The 15,939-nt window shown below is 75.5% G+C and carries 13 protein-coding genes and 1 pseudogene; 8 read left to right on the top strand and 6 right to left on the bottom strand.

The genetic code is table 11. From position 1 onward, the window contains the following. Positions 1–29 precede the first annotated feature (29 nt). From trpA to M446_RS02345, 4 genes are all read right to left on the bottom strand, one after another. Positions 30–857 (bottom strand): tryptophan synthase subunit alpha, encoded by an 828-nt coding sequence (trpA, locus tag M446_RS02330; protein WP_012330458.1) that lies wholly within the window; start codon positions 855–857, stop codon positions 30–32. Positions 858–929: 72 nt separating this feature from the next. Further along, positions 930–1,931, bottom strand: a complete 1,002-nt coding sequence (locus M446_RS02335; protein ID WP_012330459.1) for an ABC transporter ATP-binding protein — start codon at positions 1,929–1,931, stop codon at positions 930–932. 6 nt (positions 1,932–1,937) lie between these two features. Beyond that, on the bottom strand, positions 1,938–2,219 hold the full coding sequence (locus M446_RS02340; RefSeq protein ID WP_012330460.1) for a hypothetical protein: 282 nt from the start codon (positions 2,217–2,219) through the stop codon (positions 1,938–1,940). A 149-nt stretch (positions 2,220–2,368) separates the two neighbouring features. Continuing rightward, positions 2,369–3,223 carry a LysR family transcriptional regulator gene (locus M446_RS02345; protein ID WP_012330461.1) on the bottom strand — a complete coding sequence of 285 codons (855 nt, stop codon included), beginning with the start codon at positions 3,221–3,223 and terminating at the stop codon, positions 2,369–2,371. 116 nt (positions 3,224–3,339) lie between these two features. On the opposite strand from M446_RS02345, the gene M446_RS02350 reads away from it, so the two are divergent. The 7 genes and pseudogenes from M446_RS02350 (at position 3,340) to M446_RS38685 (ending at position 11,269) form a co-directional block, all read left to right on the top strand. Beyond that, a complete protein-coding gene (locus M446_RS02350; protein WP_012330462.1) occupies positions 3,340–3,972 on the top strand; it encodes a cysteine hydrolase family protein in 633 nt (210 codons plus the stop codon). 221 nt (positions 3,973–4,193) lie between these two features. After that, complete coding sequence (locus M446_RS02355) at positions 4,194–4,865, top strand: SCO family protein (protein ID WP_012330463.1); 672 nt, start codon at positions 4,194–4,196, stop codon at positions 4,863–4,865. Between the two features lie 17 nt (positions 4,866–4,882). Beyond that, entirely contained in the window at positions 4,883–7,378 is a 2,496-nt protein-coding gene (locus M446_RS02360) for a galactose oxidase-like domain-containing protein (protein ID WP_012330464.1), read from the top strand. 353 nt (positions 7,379–7,731) lie between these two features. Further along, positions 7,732–8,076 carry a DUF2293 domain-containing protein gene (locus M446_RS02365; protein WP_012330465.1) on the top strand — a complete coding sequence of 115 codons (345 nt, stop codon included), beginning with the start codon at positions 7,732–7,734 and terminating at the stop codon, positions 8,074–8,076. A 79-nt stretch (positions 8,077–8,155) separates the two neighbouring features. After that, the gene (locus M446_RS02370) at positions 8,156–10,348 is read left to right on the top strand and encodes a primosomal protein N' (RefSeq protein ID WP_012330466.1); all 2,193 of its coding nucleotides are present in this window, start codon (positions 8,156–8,158) and stop codon (positions 10,346–10,348) included. Between the two features lie 86 nt (positions 10,349–10,434). Continuing rightward, positions 10,435–10,875: pseudogene (locus M446_RS39580) on the top strand (cupin domain-containing protein); the annotation flags it as partial. A gap of 244 nt (positions 10,876–11,119) precedes the next feature. Continuing rightward, positions 11,120–11,269, top strand: coding sequence for a helix-turn-helix domain-containing protein (locus tag M446_RS38685; RefSeq protein WP_018262767.1), 150 nt, complete (start codon positions 11,120–11,122; stop codon positions 11,267–11,269). A 79-nt stretch (positions 11,270–11,348) separates the two neighbouring features. Here the strand turns inward: M446_RS38685 and M446_RS02380 are convergent, their stop codons facing one another. Then, the gene (locus M446_RS02380) at positions 11,349–11,549 is read right to left on the bottom strand and encodes a Trm112 family protein (RefSeq protein ID WP_012330467.1); all 201 of its coding nucleotides are present in this window, start codon (positions 11,547–11,549) and stop codon (positions 11,349–11,351) included. A gap of 461 nt (positions 11,550–12,010) precedes the next feature. Between M446_RS02380 and M446_RS02385 the strand changes: the two genes are divergently transcribed. Beyond that, complete coding sequence (locus tag M446_RS02385; protein ID WP_236728813.1) at positions 12,011–12,265, top strand: hypothetical protein; 255 nt, start codon at positions 12,011–12,013, stop codon at positions 12,263–12,265. 190 nt (positions 12,266–12,455) lie between these two features. On the opposite strand, the gene addA is transcribed toward M446_RS02385, so the two are convergent. Further along, positions 12,456–15,929: a double-strand break repair helicase AddA gene (addA, locus tag M446_RS02390; protein ID WP_012330469.1), complete on the bottom strand. Its 3,474-nt coding sequence runs from the start codon at positions 15,927–15,929 to the stop codon at positions 12,456–12,458. Positions 15,930–15,939: the final 10 nt, after the last annotated feature.

Consider the following 15,939-nt stretch of genomic DNA (forward strand, 5'->3'; position numbering starts at 1 on the left):
CTCGGCGGAATGGCCTCGTCCCGTTCCGCTCAGCGGGCGGCGGCGCGCACGCCCGCGGCGAGGTCGCGCACCAGCGCCGAGACCGCCGCGACGCTGCCCGAGGTGGCGCGCCCGTCGAGGTCGAGGGAGCGCGCGAGCGCGTCGACCAGGGCCGAGCCGACCACGACGCCGTCCGCGCCGCGGGCGATCGCGGCGGCGTGCGCCCCGGTCTTGACGCCGAACCCGACCACCACCGGGAGTGCGGTCCTGGCGCGGATGCGCGCCACCGCCGCCTCGACCTGGCCGAAATCCGGCGTCGCCGACCCGGTGATGCCGGTGATCGAGACGTAGTAGACGAAGCCCGAGGTGTTCGCCAGGACGGCGGGCAGGCGGCGCTCGTCCGTGGTCGGGGTGGCGAGCCGGATGAAGGCGAGCCCCGCCTCCTGGGTCGGCAGGCAGAGCTCGTCGTCCTCCTCCGGGGGCAGGTCGACGACGATGAGCCCGTCGACCCCCGCCGCGACCGCGTCCGCGAGGAAGCGCGCGACGCCGTAAATGTAGAGGGGGTTGTAGTACCCCATCAGGATCACCGGCGTGGTCCGGTTCTCGGCCCGGAACCGGCGCACGAGGGCGAGGGTGCCGGACACGGTCTGGCCCGCCTTCAGCGCCCTCAGGCCCGCCGCCTGGATCGCCGGGCCGTCCGCCATCGGGTCGGTGAAGGGCAGGCCGAATTCCACGATGTCGGCGCCCGCCTCGGGCAGCGCGCGCAGCACCTGGAGCGAGGTCTCGGGGTCCGGATCGCCCGCCATCACGTAGGTGACGAGGGCGGCGCGTCCCTCCGCGCGGCAGCGGGCGAAGGTGTCGTCGAGGCGGGTCGTCATGGCTGTCCTCAGGGCCGTCCGGGGGCGGCGCGGCGGGCCGCCCGGGGGCGTCTCGCCCGCCGCGCTACACCATCAGGGGGGAGAGGTGAAGCCACCGGCCGAATCGGCCGCAGCGGCGCGCAGGGAGGAGAGCGTCACCACGCCGCCCTCCGCGAGCCCCACCGCCTCGTCCGTCCCGGCGACCAGCGCCGAGAGCGCGTCCCGCAGGGAGGCCTGCGGCGGCAGCGAGGCAAGCGGCGGCAGCGAGGCAAGCGGCGGCAGCGAGGCAAGCGGCGGCAGCGAGGCACGCGGCGGCGGGCCGGCCGTCCGGGCGGCGGCGGCCGGGATCAGGGCGAGGCGGCGCAGCCAGCGGTCGGCGCCGACGAACTCCTCCGCGAAGGGATCGGCGGGCCTGGCGAGCAGGCGCTCGGGCGGGTCGACCTGCACGAGGCGGCCCTCCCGCATCAGGGCGACGCGGTCGCCCATGCGCAGGGCCTCGTCGATGTCGTGGGTGACGAACAGCACGGTCTTGCCGAGGCGCCGCAGGATGGCGCCGATCTCCGCCTGCAGGCGCCCGCGCACGAGCGGGTCCACCGCCCCGAAGGGCTCGTCCATCAAAAGCACGGGTGGGTCGGCGGCGAGCGCCCGGGCGACGCCGACCCGCTGGCGCTGGCCGCCCGAGAGGGAATCGGGCCGCCGGTCGCGGAACGTGGCGGGGTCGAGCCCGACGAGGTCGAGCATGGCATCCACCCGCTCGGCGATCCGGCGCCGGGGCCATCCGAGCAGGCCCGGCACCGTGGCGACGTTCTGCGCCACGCTGCGATGGGGGAACAGCCCGACGCCCTGGAGCACGTAGCCGGTGCGCCGCCGCAGCCCGATCGGGTCGAGCTCGGCCACGTCGCGCCCGCCGACCCGGACGCGCCCCGTGCTCGGGGTCACGAGGCGGTTGACCATCCGCAGGGTCGTCGACTTGCCGCAGCCCGAGGGGCCGATCAGCACGCAGGTGGTCCCCTCCTCGACGGCGAGGTCGAGCCGGTCGACGACCGGCCGGGCATGGCCCGGATAGGCCTTGCCGGCGCCCTCGAAGCGGATCATCCGGGCTCAGCAGCCCGAGCAGATCGAGCCGAGGGTGCGCTTCATCTTGGCGTCCCAGGCCTTGTCGCGGGCCGCGGCCTTGCGGGCCGAATCCTCCGGGCTCGGCAGCGCGGCGCTCCCGGCCTCGGGCTTGCCGCCGACCGTGTCGGGCCGCGGCTGGCGGTGGCCCCGCACGCCGGGCGCCGGCTGGGCGAGGCCGGGCGGGCTTGTCGGGTCCGGCTGCTGGGCGGCCGCGAGGTCCGGCAGGATGGCGAGCCCGAGGATGGCCGGGGCGAGGAGCATGCGCATGGGGTTCGTCTTCGATGCTGGAGAGAGCGGAAACCGGACGTGCCGCGAACCGGACGTGCCGCAGACCGGACTTGCGGCCGATCCTAGCGGCCCGCGGGGCGGCGGGCCACCCGTTCGGCGCCGCGCGGCGCCGGGCGCCTCCCGCGCGCTCACGGCGGGCCGTCGGCCGGGGGCGGGAGCAGGCCCTCGATCCACGACGCCACCGCCCGCACCAGGGGCTGGCCCTCGTCCTCCGGGTGGCCGATCAGGAAGATCGGGCGGCTCACGGCGGGTGCGAGGCGCCGGAGCGCCGGATCGCGGCCCGCCATGATCTCCGGCAGGACGGCGCGCACGCCGCCGGCCCGGGTCAGGCGCAGCAGCGTCTCCAGCCGCGAGACGCGGTGGCGCGGCCCGGCCCGGCCGGCGGCGCGCTCGGCGAAGCGGACCTCGGGCAGGTGCGCCAGCGCCCCGTCGAGGGCGGCCCAGGGCAGCCGCTCGGGCGCGCCCTCCCCGGCCGCGGCGAAGACCGCGTAATCGAGCCGCCCGACCGGCCGGGCGGCCGCCGCGCCCCGCGCGGGCGGCCCGAGGCGCAGGGCGAGATCCGCCTCGCGCCGGGTCAGGCTGAGGTTGCGGTCCTCCGCGATCAGGTCGAGCCCCAGGGCGGGCCGCGCGGCGAGGAGGCGCGGCACGGCGGGCGCCAGGAGGTGGTCGCAGAGCACCGCGACCGCGGTGACCCGGACCGGGCGCCATCCGGGCCCGGGCGCCTCGTCCGACGCGGCCTCGCCGGCGACCTCCCGCAGCGCCCGCTCGGCGGCTTCGAGCCGCGGCATCAGGGCGAGGCAGGTCCGGGTCGGGACGAGCAGGCCGCCCTCCCGGGCGAGGAGCGGCCGGCCGAGCGCCGCCTCCAGGCGCCGCACCCGCCGCCCCGCCGTGGTCGCGTCGATGCCGAGCCGGCCGGCCGCGGCGGAGAGCCGGCCGGTCCGCGCCACGGCGAGCAGGGTCTGCCACGCGTCCCAGCTCTCCATCGCGTCCTCCCGGGCTGCATTCCCGCAGGTTCGAGCACGGCTCTCGCCGCTCGCCAAGCGCCGATGCCGATGCGAGTCCGGGGGCGGCGCGGCGCGCGCCGCCGGAGATCGAAGCCATGCACGAACCCAGAACCCTTTTGCAGCTCGCGGGCGCGACGCCGACGCCCGCGCGGATCGCGCGGGCGGTCCTCGTGGTCATCGACGCCCAGGGCGAGTACGCGGACGGCGCCCTGCCCCTCGACGGATTCGGGCCCGCCCTCGCGGCGGTCCGCGCGCTCCTCGCGGCGGCCCGGGAGGCGGGCGCGCCGGTCGTGCACGTCGCCCATCGCGGGCGGGACGGCGGCCTGTTCGACCGCGGCGGCCCCGGGGGCGCCATCGTGCCCGAGGCGCTGCCCCGGCCCGGCGAGCCGGTGATCGAGAAGACGCTGCCGAACGCCTTCGCCGGAACCGACCTCGCGGCGCGGCTGCGGGATCTCGGGCGGACCGACCTCGTGCTCGCGGGCTTCATGACCCACAATTGCGTGAGCGCGACCGCGCGGGCGGCGCTCGACCTCGGCTACCGGGTCACGGTCGCGGGCGACGCCACCGCGACCCGGGCCCTGCCCGACCCGCTCGGGGGTCCGCCCCTCCCGGCCGAGGCGGTGCAGCGGGCCGCCCTCGCGGCGCTCGCGGACCGCACCGCGGTCGTCGCGCCGGCGCGGGAGATCGTCGCGCCCGCGCCGGGGATCCTGGGCGCCGACGCCCGCTGATCGCCCGGCGCGCCGGGCGGGAGCCCGAAACGGGAAGATCGGCCGCCGCGACGCCCGCCTCCGACCCATCGCGGAACAATTCGCCTGCGAGGCGTCCCGATCCGGCAAAGTCATCTGAAAATTAACGCTGACTCGACGGCCCCGATCTGCGACTTTGACCGACAGTCATCTCAGCTACTATCTTAGGGGAAAGGAAGTTTCACGAAGGCGAATTGTTCACCATGGCGACACCTCGCGCAGTCCGGATCGGCGCCCTCCTGCTCGGACTGGTCGCCCTGGCGGGGTCGGTGCCGGCGGCCCCCGGCGGGGCGCTCGGGCCGGAAGGCGGTCGACCGAGCGCGATCGAGGATCTCGTCTGGCCGGACGCGCCGGGGACCCGGATCCGGCGGGACCAGTCCGGTCGCCCCCTCACCCCCGAGACCCTGCGCGACAAGGTGGCGGTGGTCGGCTTCGTGAGCACGCAATGCCCGATCACCTGCGTGGTCCTCGCCCGCGAGCTCGACGCGCTCGCCGGGGCCCTGCCGCCCTCCCTGCGCGACAGGGTCGTCATCGTCGCCGTGACGGTGGACCCGGCCCGCGACGACGTGGCGGCCCTGCGGCGCTTCGGCGAGGGCATGGGGATCGACCCCGGCCGCGTGCGGCTCGTCACCAGCGACCCGGCCGCCACGGCCCATCAGGCGGCGCTGCTGCGCTATCCGGCGGACCGGCTCCCGCTGCCGCCGCCGCGCCTCCTCGTCTTCGACCGGCGGGGCGACCTCGCGATGATCTACGGCACCGAGCCGGTCGACCGCCCGCGCCTCCTCACCGACCTCGCCCTCCTCGAACGCTTCGAGGCCGGCATCCACGCGCCGCCGCGGCCGGACGGCGCGCCGCTCCCCGCCTCCAACCCGTGACCACGAAGGACACCGAGATGACCCGCAGGCTCCCGCTGGCGGCGCAGCGTGCGCGCCGGCTCCTCCTCGCCACGACGATCCTGGGGGCGCTGCCCGCCTTCCCGGCCCTGGCCGCCCAGTTCGGCGTCGTGGTGAATCCGGTGCAGGACCCGCTCTTCGCCAACCTCGCCATCCCGGATTCCGCCCCCGCGACCGGGATGTGGTCGGCCGTCCAGGCGTGGCCGCTCAACGCGATCAGCACGGCCCTGCTGCCGAACGGCAAGCTCGTCAGCTGGGGCACGCCGGTGAACGCGCCGGGCACGCAGGACGGCCACAGCTTCGCGATCTGGGACCCCTACCAGGGCTTCGCGCCGGGGAGCCACACGATCCTGCCCGGTGTGCTGAACGTCAACAGCTTCTGCGGCACCCAGGCCCTGCAGGCGGACGGGTCGCTGCTCGTCTCGGGCGGCATCTTCGACAACGGCAACGACAAGGGCAGCGCCGTCGTCAACACGGGAGCGACCGGGGTCTCGGCGCTCGGCGCGCGGCTCGCCGCCGATCGCTACTACGCCACGATGATCACCCTGGCGGACGGGCAGAAGCTGATCATGGGCGGCGCCTATCCGTACGCCAGCGGCTGGGGCGACCCGAACGGGAGCATCGCCAAGGGCCTGATGAGCGGGATGACGCCCGAGATCTACAACCCGGCCACCGGCTGGCGCAGCCTGTTCGGCGCCAACAGCCGCGACGCGTTCGGCCCCGACTTCAATCGCTGGTGGTATCCCCGTGCCTGGGTCGCGCCGAACGGCAAGGTGTTCGGGATCACCAGCGACCGGATGTGGTTTCTCGATCCGACCGGGAACGGGTCGGTCTGGGCGATGCCGTTCCGCGCCCCGCAGCGGTCCGTCACCGTCGCGACCGACGCTCCCAATGTCGGGCCGAACTCCACGGCCGTGATGTACGACGCCGGCAAGATCCTGCAGGTCGGCGGAAATTCCTACGACAACGGGACCGGGTTCCTGGCGAGCAGCCGCGCGACGATGATCGACATCAACGGGAACGCGCCCATCGCCAACGACATCGCACCGATGAATATCGGCCGCTCCTGGGCCAACGCGACGGTTCTGCCGACCGGGACGGTCGCCGTCACCGGCGGCAGCAAGTCCGTCGACGCGGCCGGGGGCGACACGGTGCTCGAGGCCGAGCTGTGGGACCCCCGGACCGGGCAGTGGACGCTCGGCCCGCGCGCCGCGATCTATCGCGGCTACCATTCGAGCGCGGTGCTCCTGCAGAGCGGCGCCGTCCTGACCTCGGGCGGCGGCGCGCCGGGCCCGGTCTCGAACCAGAATTCCGAAGTCTACTACCCGCCCTACCTGTTCACGACCGTGAACGGCAAGGCCGCCCTGGCGCCTCGGCCTCAGATCGTCAGCCTGAACACGGTCAGCCTGGCGCATGGGCAGAGCCTGCAATTCGAGTTCACCTCCGCGAACGGCCTCGCCCAGGTCGCGCTGCTCGGCCTCAGCCAGGGCACGCACAGCTTCAACACCGGCCAGCGGCGCAGCCTGCTGACCTTCACGCAGGCCGGTCAGGTCGCGACCGTGCAGGCGCCGGCCACCCCGGCGCTCGCGCCGCCGGGCTATTACCAGATCGTGGCGATCGACCAGAAGGGCGTGCCCTCGCCGGGCGTGATCATCGCCCTCGGCAGCGGCGTCGCCCCGCCCCCGCAGGTCGCGGCCCCGGTCGGCAACGTCGCGCAGGGCGGCGTGACGCCCCCGCCGCCTCCGCCGCCTGCGCCCCCTCTGCCGCCCCCCGCGCCGCCCCCCGCGCCGCCCCCTGCACCGCCGCCGCCGCCTCCGGCGCCCACCGATCTCTGGCTGCCGATCGGCAACACGGCCAAGCGCATCGCGGTCGGCCGCGACGGCACCCTGGTCATGCTCAACGCGGTCGACGGCAGCCTCTCGAAATACGCCCCGGACAAAACCTGGGTCAAACTGGCCGGCAACTTCAAGGATGTGGCGGTCGTCGACGCCAACAGCATCTACGGCATCCAGATGGACGGCGTCATCGTCCGCTTCAACGGGCAGACCTGGCGGCGGGTCGGCTACGGCGGCAAGACGATCAGCGCCTCGGCCGACGGCACGATCGTGATCGTGAACATCCTCAACGAGATCTGGAAGAAGTACGGCGACAACGATCAGGAGGCCTGGGGCCAGATTCCCGGAAAGGCGCAGCGCGTCGCGGCGATGAACGCCAACAGCTTCTGGTCGGTCGGCCTGGACGGGGACGTGTACCGCGCCGATCAGACGGGGAAGTGGGTCCTCGTAGGGTCCAACGCGGTCGACATCGCCGCTTCGCCGGACGGCAGCGTGGCGGTGATCAACTCGGACGTCGGCGTGCTCTGGCGCAAGTTCGGCGACGACACCGTCGAAGCCTGGGGCTGGGTGAAGACCCCGGGGCCGGCTCAGGCGGTCGCCGTCCCGAACGGGCAGCACGCCTTCGTGATCGGACGCGACGGCGTCATCTACCGCCAGTGAGACGCTGCCCGGACGTGATCGTCCGGACAGCGTCTGAGAAGCCCGCGCGGCGCGTGAGCGAAGCTGAAATCCGCATGGCGACGCAATCCGTCGGATCTCGTACGACAAGCCCGCGCGGCGCGTGAGCGACGCCGACCTCCGCATCGCGACGCAATCCGTCGGATGTCGGATGACGGATCCCGCCGCGCCCCGTCCCGGGGCGCGGCGCCCGCCCCTCTCCGCCCCGCCGGCTCCCTCCCGGCGGGGCTTCGCGCTCGCGGGCCGCCCCGGCGCGGCCCGCCCCGGCCGAGAGGCCGCGGCCCGCGCAGCCGCCGGGCCTTGTGGTAGGAGAGCGCCAGCCGCAGGAGAGCCGCATGCCCGGACGCCGCCCCGATCCCGCGCCGCGCCAGGTGCCGACCCGCCGCGAGAGGATCGCGCAGGCCGTCGCCCGGCTCGCCCCGCGCCTGCCCGCCTTCGAGGCCGAGGCGATCCTCGACCGGGCCCTGGCGAGCCCCGGCCTGCGCGGCGCCGCCCCCGAGAACGCCGCCTGGCTCGGGATGGTGGCCTATGCCCGCCACGTCTTCACCGAGTACGACGCGCTCCTGGCGGAGGGCTACGATCAGGACAGCGCCCGCCACTTCGTCCTCGACGATCTTAACGCCGTCCTCGCCGGCTGGGGCGTGCGGCGGCGGATCGGCGAGGAGGCGGAGGAGGCGTGAGGATCCGGCGAAACCGCGCCGGCCTCCCTATATTCCGGTTTCGTTCTCCGCCTCCTGCCCCGGAGCCCCGTCCCGCGCGATGAGTGCCGCGATCGCCGACGTCCTGATCCCGCTCGCCCTCGACACGGCCTACAGCTACGCCGTGCCGGACGGCCTCACCCTGGCCGAGGGCGACGTGGTCCAGATCCCCCTCGGGCCCCGCGAGACGGTCGGGGTGGTCTGGTCGCTGCGCGAGAGCGCCTCGGGCGGCAACCTGCGGCGGGTCACCGGCAAGATCGCGGATGACGGCATGCGCACGCCCCTGCGCCGGCTGGTCGACTGGATCGCCCGCTACACCCTGGCCCCGAAGGGCTCGGCCCTCGCCATGGCGCTGCGCCTGCCCGAGGAGGGTCCCCGCGGCGAGACCGCCCGGATCGGGGTGCGCGCGACCGGGATGCCGCCGAGCCGGGTGACGCCGGCCCGCACCAAGGTGCTGGCGGTGGCCGCCGACGGGGCGGTGCGGGGCAAGCGGGCGCTCAGCCTGGAGGCGGGCGTCAGCGCGAGCGTGGTCGATGGGCTGATCGACGACGGCGTGCTGGAGACGGTGGCGCTCGCCCCCGAGCGGGTCGCCGAGCCGCCCGACCCGGACCACCCGCACGCGGCCTTGTCGGAGGCGCAGGCCGAGGCCGCCCGCGCGCTGATCGCCAGCCTGACCGCGCCGCCCCGCACGGGCGGTCCGGCCGGGGACGGGGGCGTGACGCTCCTCGAAGGCGTCACCGGCTCGGGCAAGACGGAGGTGTATTTCGAGGCGGTGGCGGAGGCGGTGCGCCGGGGCGTGCAATCCCTGGTGCTGATGCCCGAGATCGCCCTCACCGCCCAGTTCCTCGACCGCTTCGCGGCCCGCTTCGGCGCGCGGCCGGCGGCGTGGCATTCCGGCGTCGGCGGGCGGCGGCGCGAGCGCATCCGCGCGGGCGTGGCGGCGGGCGAGATCCCGGTCGTGGTCGGCGCCCGCTCCGCCCTGTTCCTGCCGTTCCGGAGCCTCGGCCTGATCGTCGTCGACGAGGAGCACGAGGCCGCCTACAAGCAGGAGGACGGGGTCTGCTACCACGCCCGCGACATGGCGGTGGTCCGCGCCAAGCTCGAGAACGCCGCCCTGGTGCTCGCCTCGGCCACGCCCTCGATCGAGACCCGGGTCAACGCCCAGCGCGGCCGCTACCGCCGCGTGGTCCTGCCCGAGCGCTTCGGCGGCCGGCGCCTGCCGGAGATCCGGGCGATCGACATGCGCCGGGAGCAGATCCCGCGCGGGCGCTACCTCTCCCCGACCCTGACCGCTGCCATCGCGGAGACGAACGGCAGGGGCGAGCAGGCCCTCCTGTTCCTCAACCGGCGGGGCTATGCGCCCCTCACCCTCTGCCGGGCCTGCGGGCACCGCTACCAATGCCCGAACTGCTCGACCTGGCTCGTGGAGCACCGCTTCCGCCGCGCCCTCGTCTGCCACCATTGCGGGCACGCGGAGCGGCGGCCCGAGGCCTGCGTGGCCTGCGGCACCTTCGACACCCTCGCGGCCTGCGGGCCGGGCGTCGAGCGCATCGCCGAGGAGGTCGCGGCGACCTTCCCCGAGCGGCGGGTGATCGTGCTGTCGAGCGACTTCCCGGGCGGGGCCGAGCGCCTGCGGGCGGAGCTGCAGACCGTGGCGGAGGGCGGCTGCGACATCGTCGTGGGCACGCAGCTCGTCGCCAAGGGCCACAATTTCCCGCACCTGACGCTGGTGGGCGTGCTCGACGCCGATATCGGCCTCGCCTCGGGCGATCCGCGGGCGGCGGAGCGCACCTTCCAGCTCCTGCAGCAGGTGACGGGCCGGGCCGGCCGCGGCGAGAAGCCGGGCCGCGCCCTCGTCCAGACCTACCAGGCGGAGCATCCGGTGATCGCCGCCCTGATCTCGGGCGATGCGGAGCGCTTCTACGAGGAGGAGACGGCCGCCCGCTCCATGGCGGGGCTGCCGCCCTTCGGCCGGCTCGCCGCCCTGATCGTGTCGGCGGCCGAGCGCGAGGCGGCGGAGGCGCATGGCCGGGCGCTCGCCCAGGTCGCGGAGCCGCCGCCCGGCGTGATGGTGCTCGGGCCCGCGGAGGCGCCCCTCGCCCTGGTGCGCGGGCGCCACCGCTTCCGGCTGCTGGTCAAGGCCGAGCGCGAGGTCGACATCCAGAGCTACCTGCGCGACTGGCTCGCCCGCGGCCCGAAGCCCCGCGGCAGCGTGCGGGTCGGCATCGACGTCGACCCGCAGAGCTTCCTGTAATCGGGGCGGCTCGGCCGCGCCAGGCAGAGTTGGGCGGGGCACCTCCGCTCCACTCTTGTTCTTGAATCCTCTTCGCCGCCGAACCGGTGACCCCTTCGGCACCGGCCGGTCCCGGCCGGCGGGATGATGTCATCCGACATCCGGTTGATGGCTTCGCCATCTCCGATTTCGGCCATGCGGATGTCGGCTTCGCTCGGGCGCCGCGCTCGGGCGCCGCGCGGGCTTGTGATCCGGGACCCGCTTTGATCAAGCGGATCCCGGATCAGGGCAGGTCCACCCTGGTCAGTTCGGCCGAGAGCGCCCAGAGCCGCTCGGCCTCCCGCGGCGACCGCTTCGCCTTCGCGGGAGAACCCGCCGGGATGCTGCTCCGCGACCTGCCGGCCCTGCTGCACGTGCGCGAGGCCACCGCCCAGGCGGCGGTGCTGCGCTGGGCGCTGGAGCTGTTCGCGGACGAACTGCAACGGCCCCGGCCGGGCGGCGCGCTCATGGCCGACCGGCTCGCGCAGGTCATGCTGGTCCAGGTGCTGCGCCTCTTCCTCGCCGCCGAGCCCGGGAGCCGGACCGGCGAGCCCGAAAGCCGGACCGGATGGCTGCGGGCGCTGGCCGACCCGCAGCTCGCCCGGGCGATCGGGGCGATGCACGCCGCGCCCGGACGGCGCTGGACGGTGGCGGACCTCGCTGCGGTCGCCCGCATGTCGCGGTCGAGCTTCGCCGACCGCTTTCCGCCGCACGGTCGGCCAGCCGCCCCTCGCCTACCTGGCGGGCTGGCGCATGGCCCTCGCGGCCGACCGCCTGCGGCGGACGAGCCAGAGCCTCGCCGCCATCGCGGCCGCGCTCGGCTCCGCGTCCGAGGCGGCCTTCCGCACGCAATTCCGACGCCGGATGGGCTGCACGCCGGGCCGCTATCGCCGACGGGGATGACCATCCGCCGCCCCGGCGCGAGGCACGCGGCGCCCGCGCCGGCAGGGAGGGCCGGGATCGCCAGATGCGCGGCCCGGACTCACTCGGCGAGCGGGCGGGCCTCCTCGGGCAGCATGATCGGGATCCCGTCGCGGATCGGGTAAGCGAGCTTGGCCGAGCGGCTGATCAGCTCCTGGCGGGCGGAATCGTATTCGAGCCGGCCCTTGGTGAGCGGGCAGACCAGCAATTCCAGCAGCTTCGGGTCGATGCGGGTCGGTTCGACGGAGGGCGTATCGGCCATGGCGGGATCCTCTGAGGCTCGTCGCGCACTCCTAAGCGGAGTCGGGCGGGCAGGCCACCGCTTCGTCCGCCGAGAGATCCGCCGCGGGCTCCCGGCGGCGCGGGACCCGGCGCGGCCCCCGCCCCGCCGCTCCGCATCTTCCGAGCATGGCCCGAGCATTGGCGCGGGACCCTCGCCCGACACGGGCCGAGTCCGCCTTCCTCGTCGGAATCCACGCGAGAATACCTGCGGATGAGCGCGGCCGCCTTCATCCGGCCCTTGCATTGCAGCATTGTTTGGGGGCATGACAAGCGGACGCTCTCCTTAGGGAACATTCATCACGGAGGGTCGCCGCCGCTGCCCTCCGTCTTTCCGAGGCGACATCCAGCATGGGCCTTCAGACCATTCGTCCTTTCAGCGTGATCCGCGACATCGCCGCGACCGACGCGCCCGCGCGGCGGGGTCATGCCGCAGATTCTCCCGTGGAGATCCGGGGGCCCGCCTCGTCCGAATACTGGACGATCCCGTCCGGACTCGATGTCGCCGAGGCCCGCGAGGCCGATCCGCCGCGCCTGACCGAGGCGACGACTTCCCCGCTCGGGACGGTCGCGGCGGCCGGTCTCGACGCGCGGGAGGCGGCGCTCACGGCCGCGCGGGTGCGGGACGCCCTGTCCAGCGAGCGCCTGCCGATCGGCAACACGGCGCCGCAGAACCTGCGCACGCTGTTTCGCGTCTGATCCGCTGTCCGGACGATCACGTCCGGACAGCGCCTGATCCGGGATCCGCTTGATCGAAGCGGATCCCGGATCCCAAGCCTGCGCGGCGCCTGAGCGACGCCGACATCCGCATGGCCGAAATGGGAGATGGCGACGCAATCCGTCGGATGGCGGATGATCCCGCCCGCAGGGCGGGCCGCGGCCCGCCGTCTCAGGCGGGACGAAGCGCCGCCAGCGCCGCCGCGCACTCGGCCCCGCTCAGGCGCCGGATCACCGGACCGGCCGTCCAGACGAGGAGCGGGATCACGGCGCGGTCCGGATGGATCCGGGCGAGCAAAGCCGCGTAGAGCGCCACCTGCGCGGCCATCCCGCCCGGGACCGGGGCGCCCTCGGCGGGCGGACGGCCGGTCTTGAAGTCGCAGAGCCAGACCGCCTCCTCGGTCACGGCGAGCCGGTCGATCCGGCCGTGAACCGGCCATTCCACGCCGCCCAGGCTCACCGTCCCGGCGAGCGCCACCTCGGCCCGGGCCAGGGGTCCGAACAGCACCGAGAGGTCGGGATCGGCGAGGAGGCGCAGGACCGAAGTCGCGAGCGCCTCCCGCTCCGCCGCCGGGAGGCCCGGCGCGCGAGCCGCCACGAAGGCGCGCGCCGCCGCCGCGCGCCGCTCCGGCGCCAGGGCCGGCAGGTGCTCCAGCAGGGCGTGGATCAGCACGCCGCGGCGGCGCGCCGCCGGGTCGCCGGAGCGCGGCTGCGACCGGCGCGGCTCGTCGGCGGCGCCGAGGCCGGACGGGCGCAGCGGCGGAAGCGGCTCGGCCTCGGGCGCGACCGGGCGGAAGAGCCAGTCCGGCCGCTCCCCGGGCGGCGCCGGCGGCACCGCCGTGGCCGGGGCGGCCGGCAGCGCGGCCCCGTGCCGCCACGTCTCGGCCGGCCCGTAGGGCATCTCGGCCCGCTCGACGCCGCCGAAGGCCGCCACGAGGCCGCGTCGGACCATCTCGCACCAGGATTCCGGGGTCTCCCGGTCGCGGCCGCGATAGGGGGCGATGACGAGGCGGTCCTTGGCCCGGGTCATCGCCACGTAGAGCAGGCGGTTGTGCTCCTGGCGCGCCCGCTCGTGCAGGGCCTCGCGGGCCGCCGCGCCCGCCGGGCAATCATGTCCCTTGGAGGGCGACCAGACCGGCACCGTCCCGTCGGCGACGCCGCCCGCGCCGCGGACCGGGACGGGCAGGAGCGGCGGGTCGTTGCGGCCGAGGGGCTCGCAGCCGTCGATCAGCACGAGGAGGCCCGCCTCCAGGCCCTTGGCGCCGTGCACGGTCATCACCCGCACCTCGTCGCGGGCCGATTCGAGGTCGCGCTTGACCGTGTGCCCGCCCGCGTCGCGCCCGCCGCTCGGGGCGTAGCGCGAGAGGAAACCCGTGAGGGAGGGCGCGTCCGCCCCCTGCTCGGCCTGGGCCGCCGCGGTGAGGAAGACGTCGATGGCGTCCCCGGCCTCGCCCCCCAGCCGGGCGACGAGGCGCGCCCGCCCGCCCAGGGGCCCGAGCAGGTCCGCGTAGAAGCCGAAGGGGCCGCTCTCCTGCGCGAGGCGCCGCCAGGTGGCGAGCGCCGCCGCGCCCCGCAACGCCGCCGGGTCCCCCGCGCCCGCGTGCCGCGCCAGCGCCGCGGCGAGGGATTCCTCGGGCGCGCGCCGGGCCGCGAGCCGCACGAGGTCGTCGTCCGTGAGGCCGACCAGGGGAGTCTTGAGGGCGCAGGCCAGCGTCAGGTCGTCGTCGGGCAGGAGCGCCGCGCGGCCGGCCGCGACGAGGTCCATGACGGCGATGTGGGCCGCGATGTCGAGCCGGTCCTGGCCGGCCACCGGCACGTCCTCGGCCTTGAGCGCCCGGATCACCCCCTCGAAGGCCGCCGAGCGCTTGCGGACCAGGATCAGGATCTCGCCCGGTCGCCAGATCCGGCCGTGCTCGTCGCCCTCCCGCGTCCAGTGCCGCACCGCGCGGGCGACCCGCCGCGCCACCACTAGGGCCGGCGCCCCGGCCTCGACGGCGTCGACCGGCTGGACCCAGGCGTCGGGTTCCGGCTCCTCGCAGGGCTCCTCGGTCGGCCACAATTCCACCTGCCCGGGCGCGCCGACCCGCACCGTCTCGTGCACGGTGCCGATCGCCCCGTCGCCGAAGGACAGGCCGCGGTAATGCTCGGCGAGGGCGAAGGTGGCGTCGACCCCGCGCAGCACGCCCTTGGCCGAGCGGAAGGAGAGCGTGAGCCCGACATCCTCGAAGGCGAGCCCGGCCCCGCGCGCGGCCCGGCGCCACGCCTGCCGGGTCGTCTCGAACTCCTCGGGCGCCGCCCCCTGGAAGCTGTAGATCGACTGCTTCGGGTCGCCCACGGCGAAGCGGGTGCGCGGCAGGGGGCCGCGGCGCGCGCCCTCGCCGGCGCAGAAATCCTCGGTGATCCGGCGCAGGATCTCCCATTGCTCGGGATTGGTGTCCTGCGCCTCGTCGATCAGCACGTGGTCGACGCCGCGGTCGAGCTTGTAGAGCACCCAGGCCGAATCGACCCGGGTCAGCAGGTCGAGGGTCTTGTGGATCAGGTCGTCGAAGTCGAGGGCGCCGAGGCGGGCCTTCTGGGCCTCGACCCGCCGGTGGATCTCGGCCGCGAGGGTGAACAGGGCGGCGGTGCGCTCCTGCGCGCGGGCGGCCTTCAGCCGCTCGCGCAGGCGCCCGAGCCGGGCCTGCTCGTCGAGGAGCAGCCGCCTCACCGCCTCCGGCACCGCCTTGGTGCCGAGGCTCGCCGGGGCGTAGGGGTCGCCCTCCCCCTCGTCCTTGAAGAACGCCGCGAGGTAGAGCGGCAGGTCCTGCGGCTCCTCCGCCGCCGCGGCGCGCGCGAGCGCGTCGGCCCGCTTCTCGTCCGTGGCCTTGCCGGTGCGGAGCTGAGCGGCGAGCCCGGCCCAGTCGGCGGGGGCGCCCTCCCGCATCCGCGCCTCGATCGTCCCGACCGCCTCGTCCGGGGCGAGGCCGAGCGCCTCGCGCAGGCGCTCCAGGCGCGCCGGCAGGCCCTGCGGGTGGAGGAGGACGGCGCGGGCGCGCACCGCCTCGCCGATCGCCCGGCGCAGGGCCTCGCCCGCCGCCTCGGGCGCGACCCGGGCGAGGGCCTGGGCGAGGTCCGGGCGGGTGCCGTCCACCGCGTCCGCCAGCACGTTGTCGATCGTGCGGTCCACCGCCTCGCGGGTCTGGGCCTCGTCGAGGACGACGAAGCGGGCCGGCACATTCGCCTCGAACGGGACGAGGTGGAGGAGCCGCTCGCAGAGCGCGTGCAGCGTCTCGATCTTGAGGCCGCCCGGCGTCTCGACCGCGCGGGCGAAGAGGCGCCGCGCCCGGCGCAGGGTCGCGGGGTCGGGCCGCTCGCCCTCGAGGGCGGTGAGTTCGGCGCGCAACGCCTCCTCCGGCAGGGTCACCCAGCGCCCGAGCCGCTCGAAGACGCGGATCGCCATGTTGGCGGCCGCCGCCTTGGTGAAGGTGAGGCAGAGGATCTTGGCCGGCGGCGCCCCGTGCAGCAGGAGCCGCACGACCCGGTCGGTGAGCACCTTGGTCTTGCCGGCCCCCGCATTGGCCGACACCCAGGCGGAGGCGCGCGGATCCGCGGCGCGGCGCTGCGCGGTCTGCGTGACCGCATCGACCACGAATCCCTCGATCCCCATCACGTCCCCG

This window comes from Methylobacterium sp. 4-46, from assembly GCF_000019365.1.
Classification (GTDB): domain Bacteria; phylum Pseudomonadota; class Alphaproteobacteria; order Rhizobiales; family Beijerinckiaceae; genus Methylobacterium.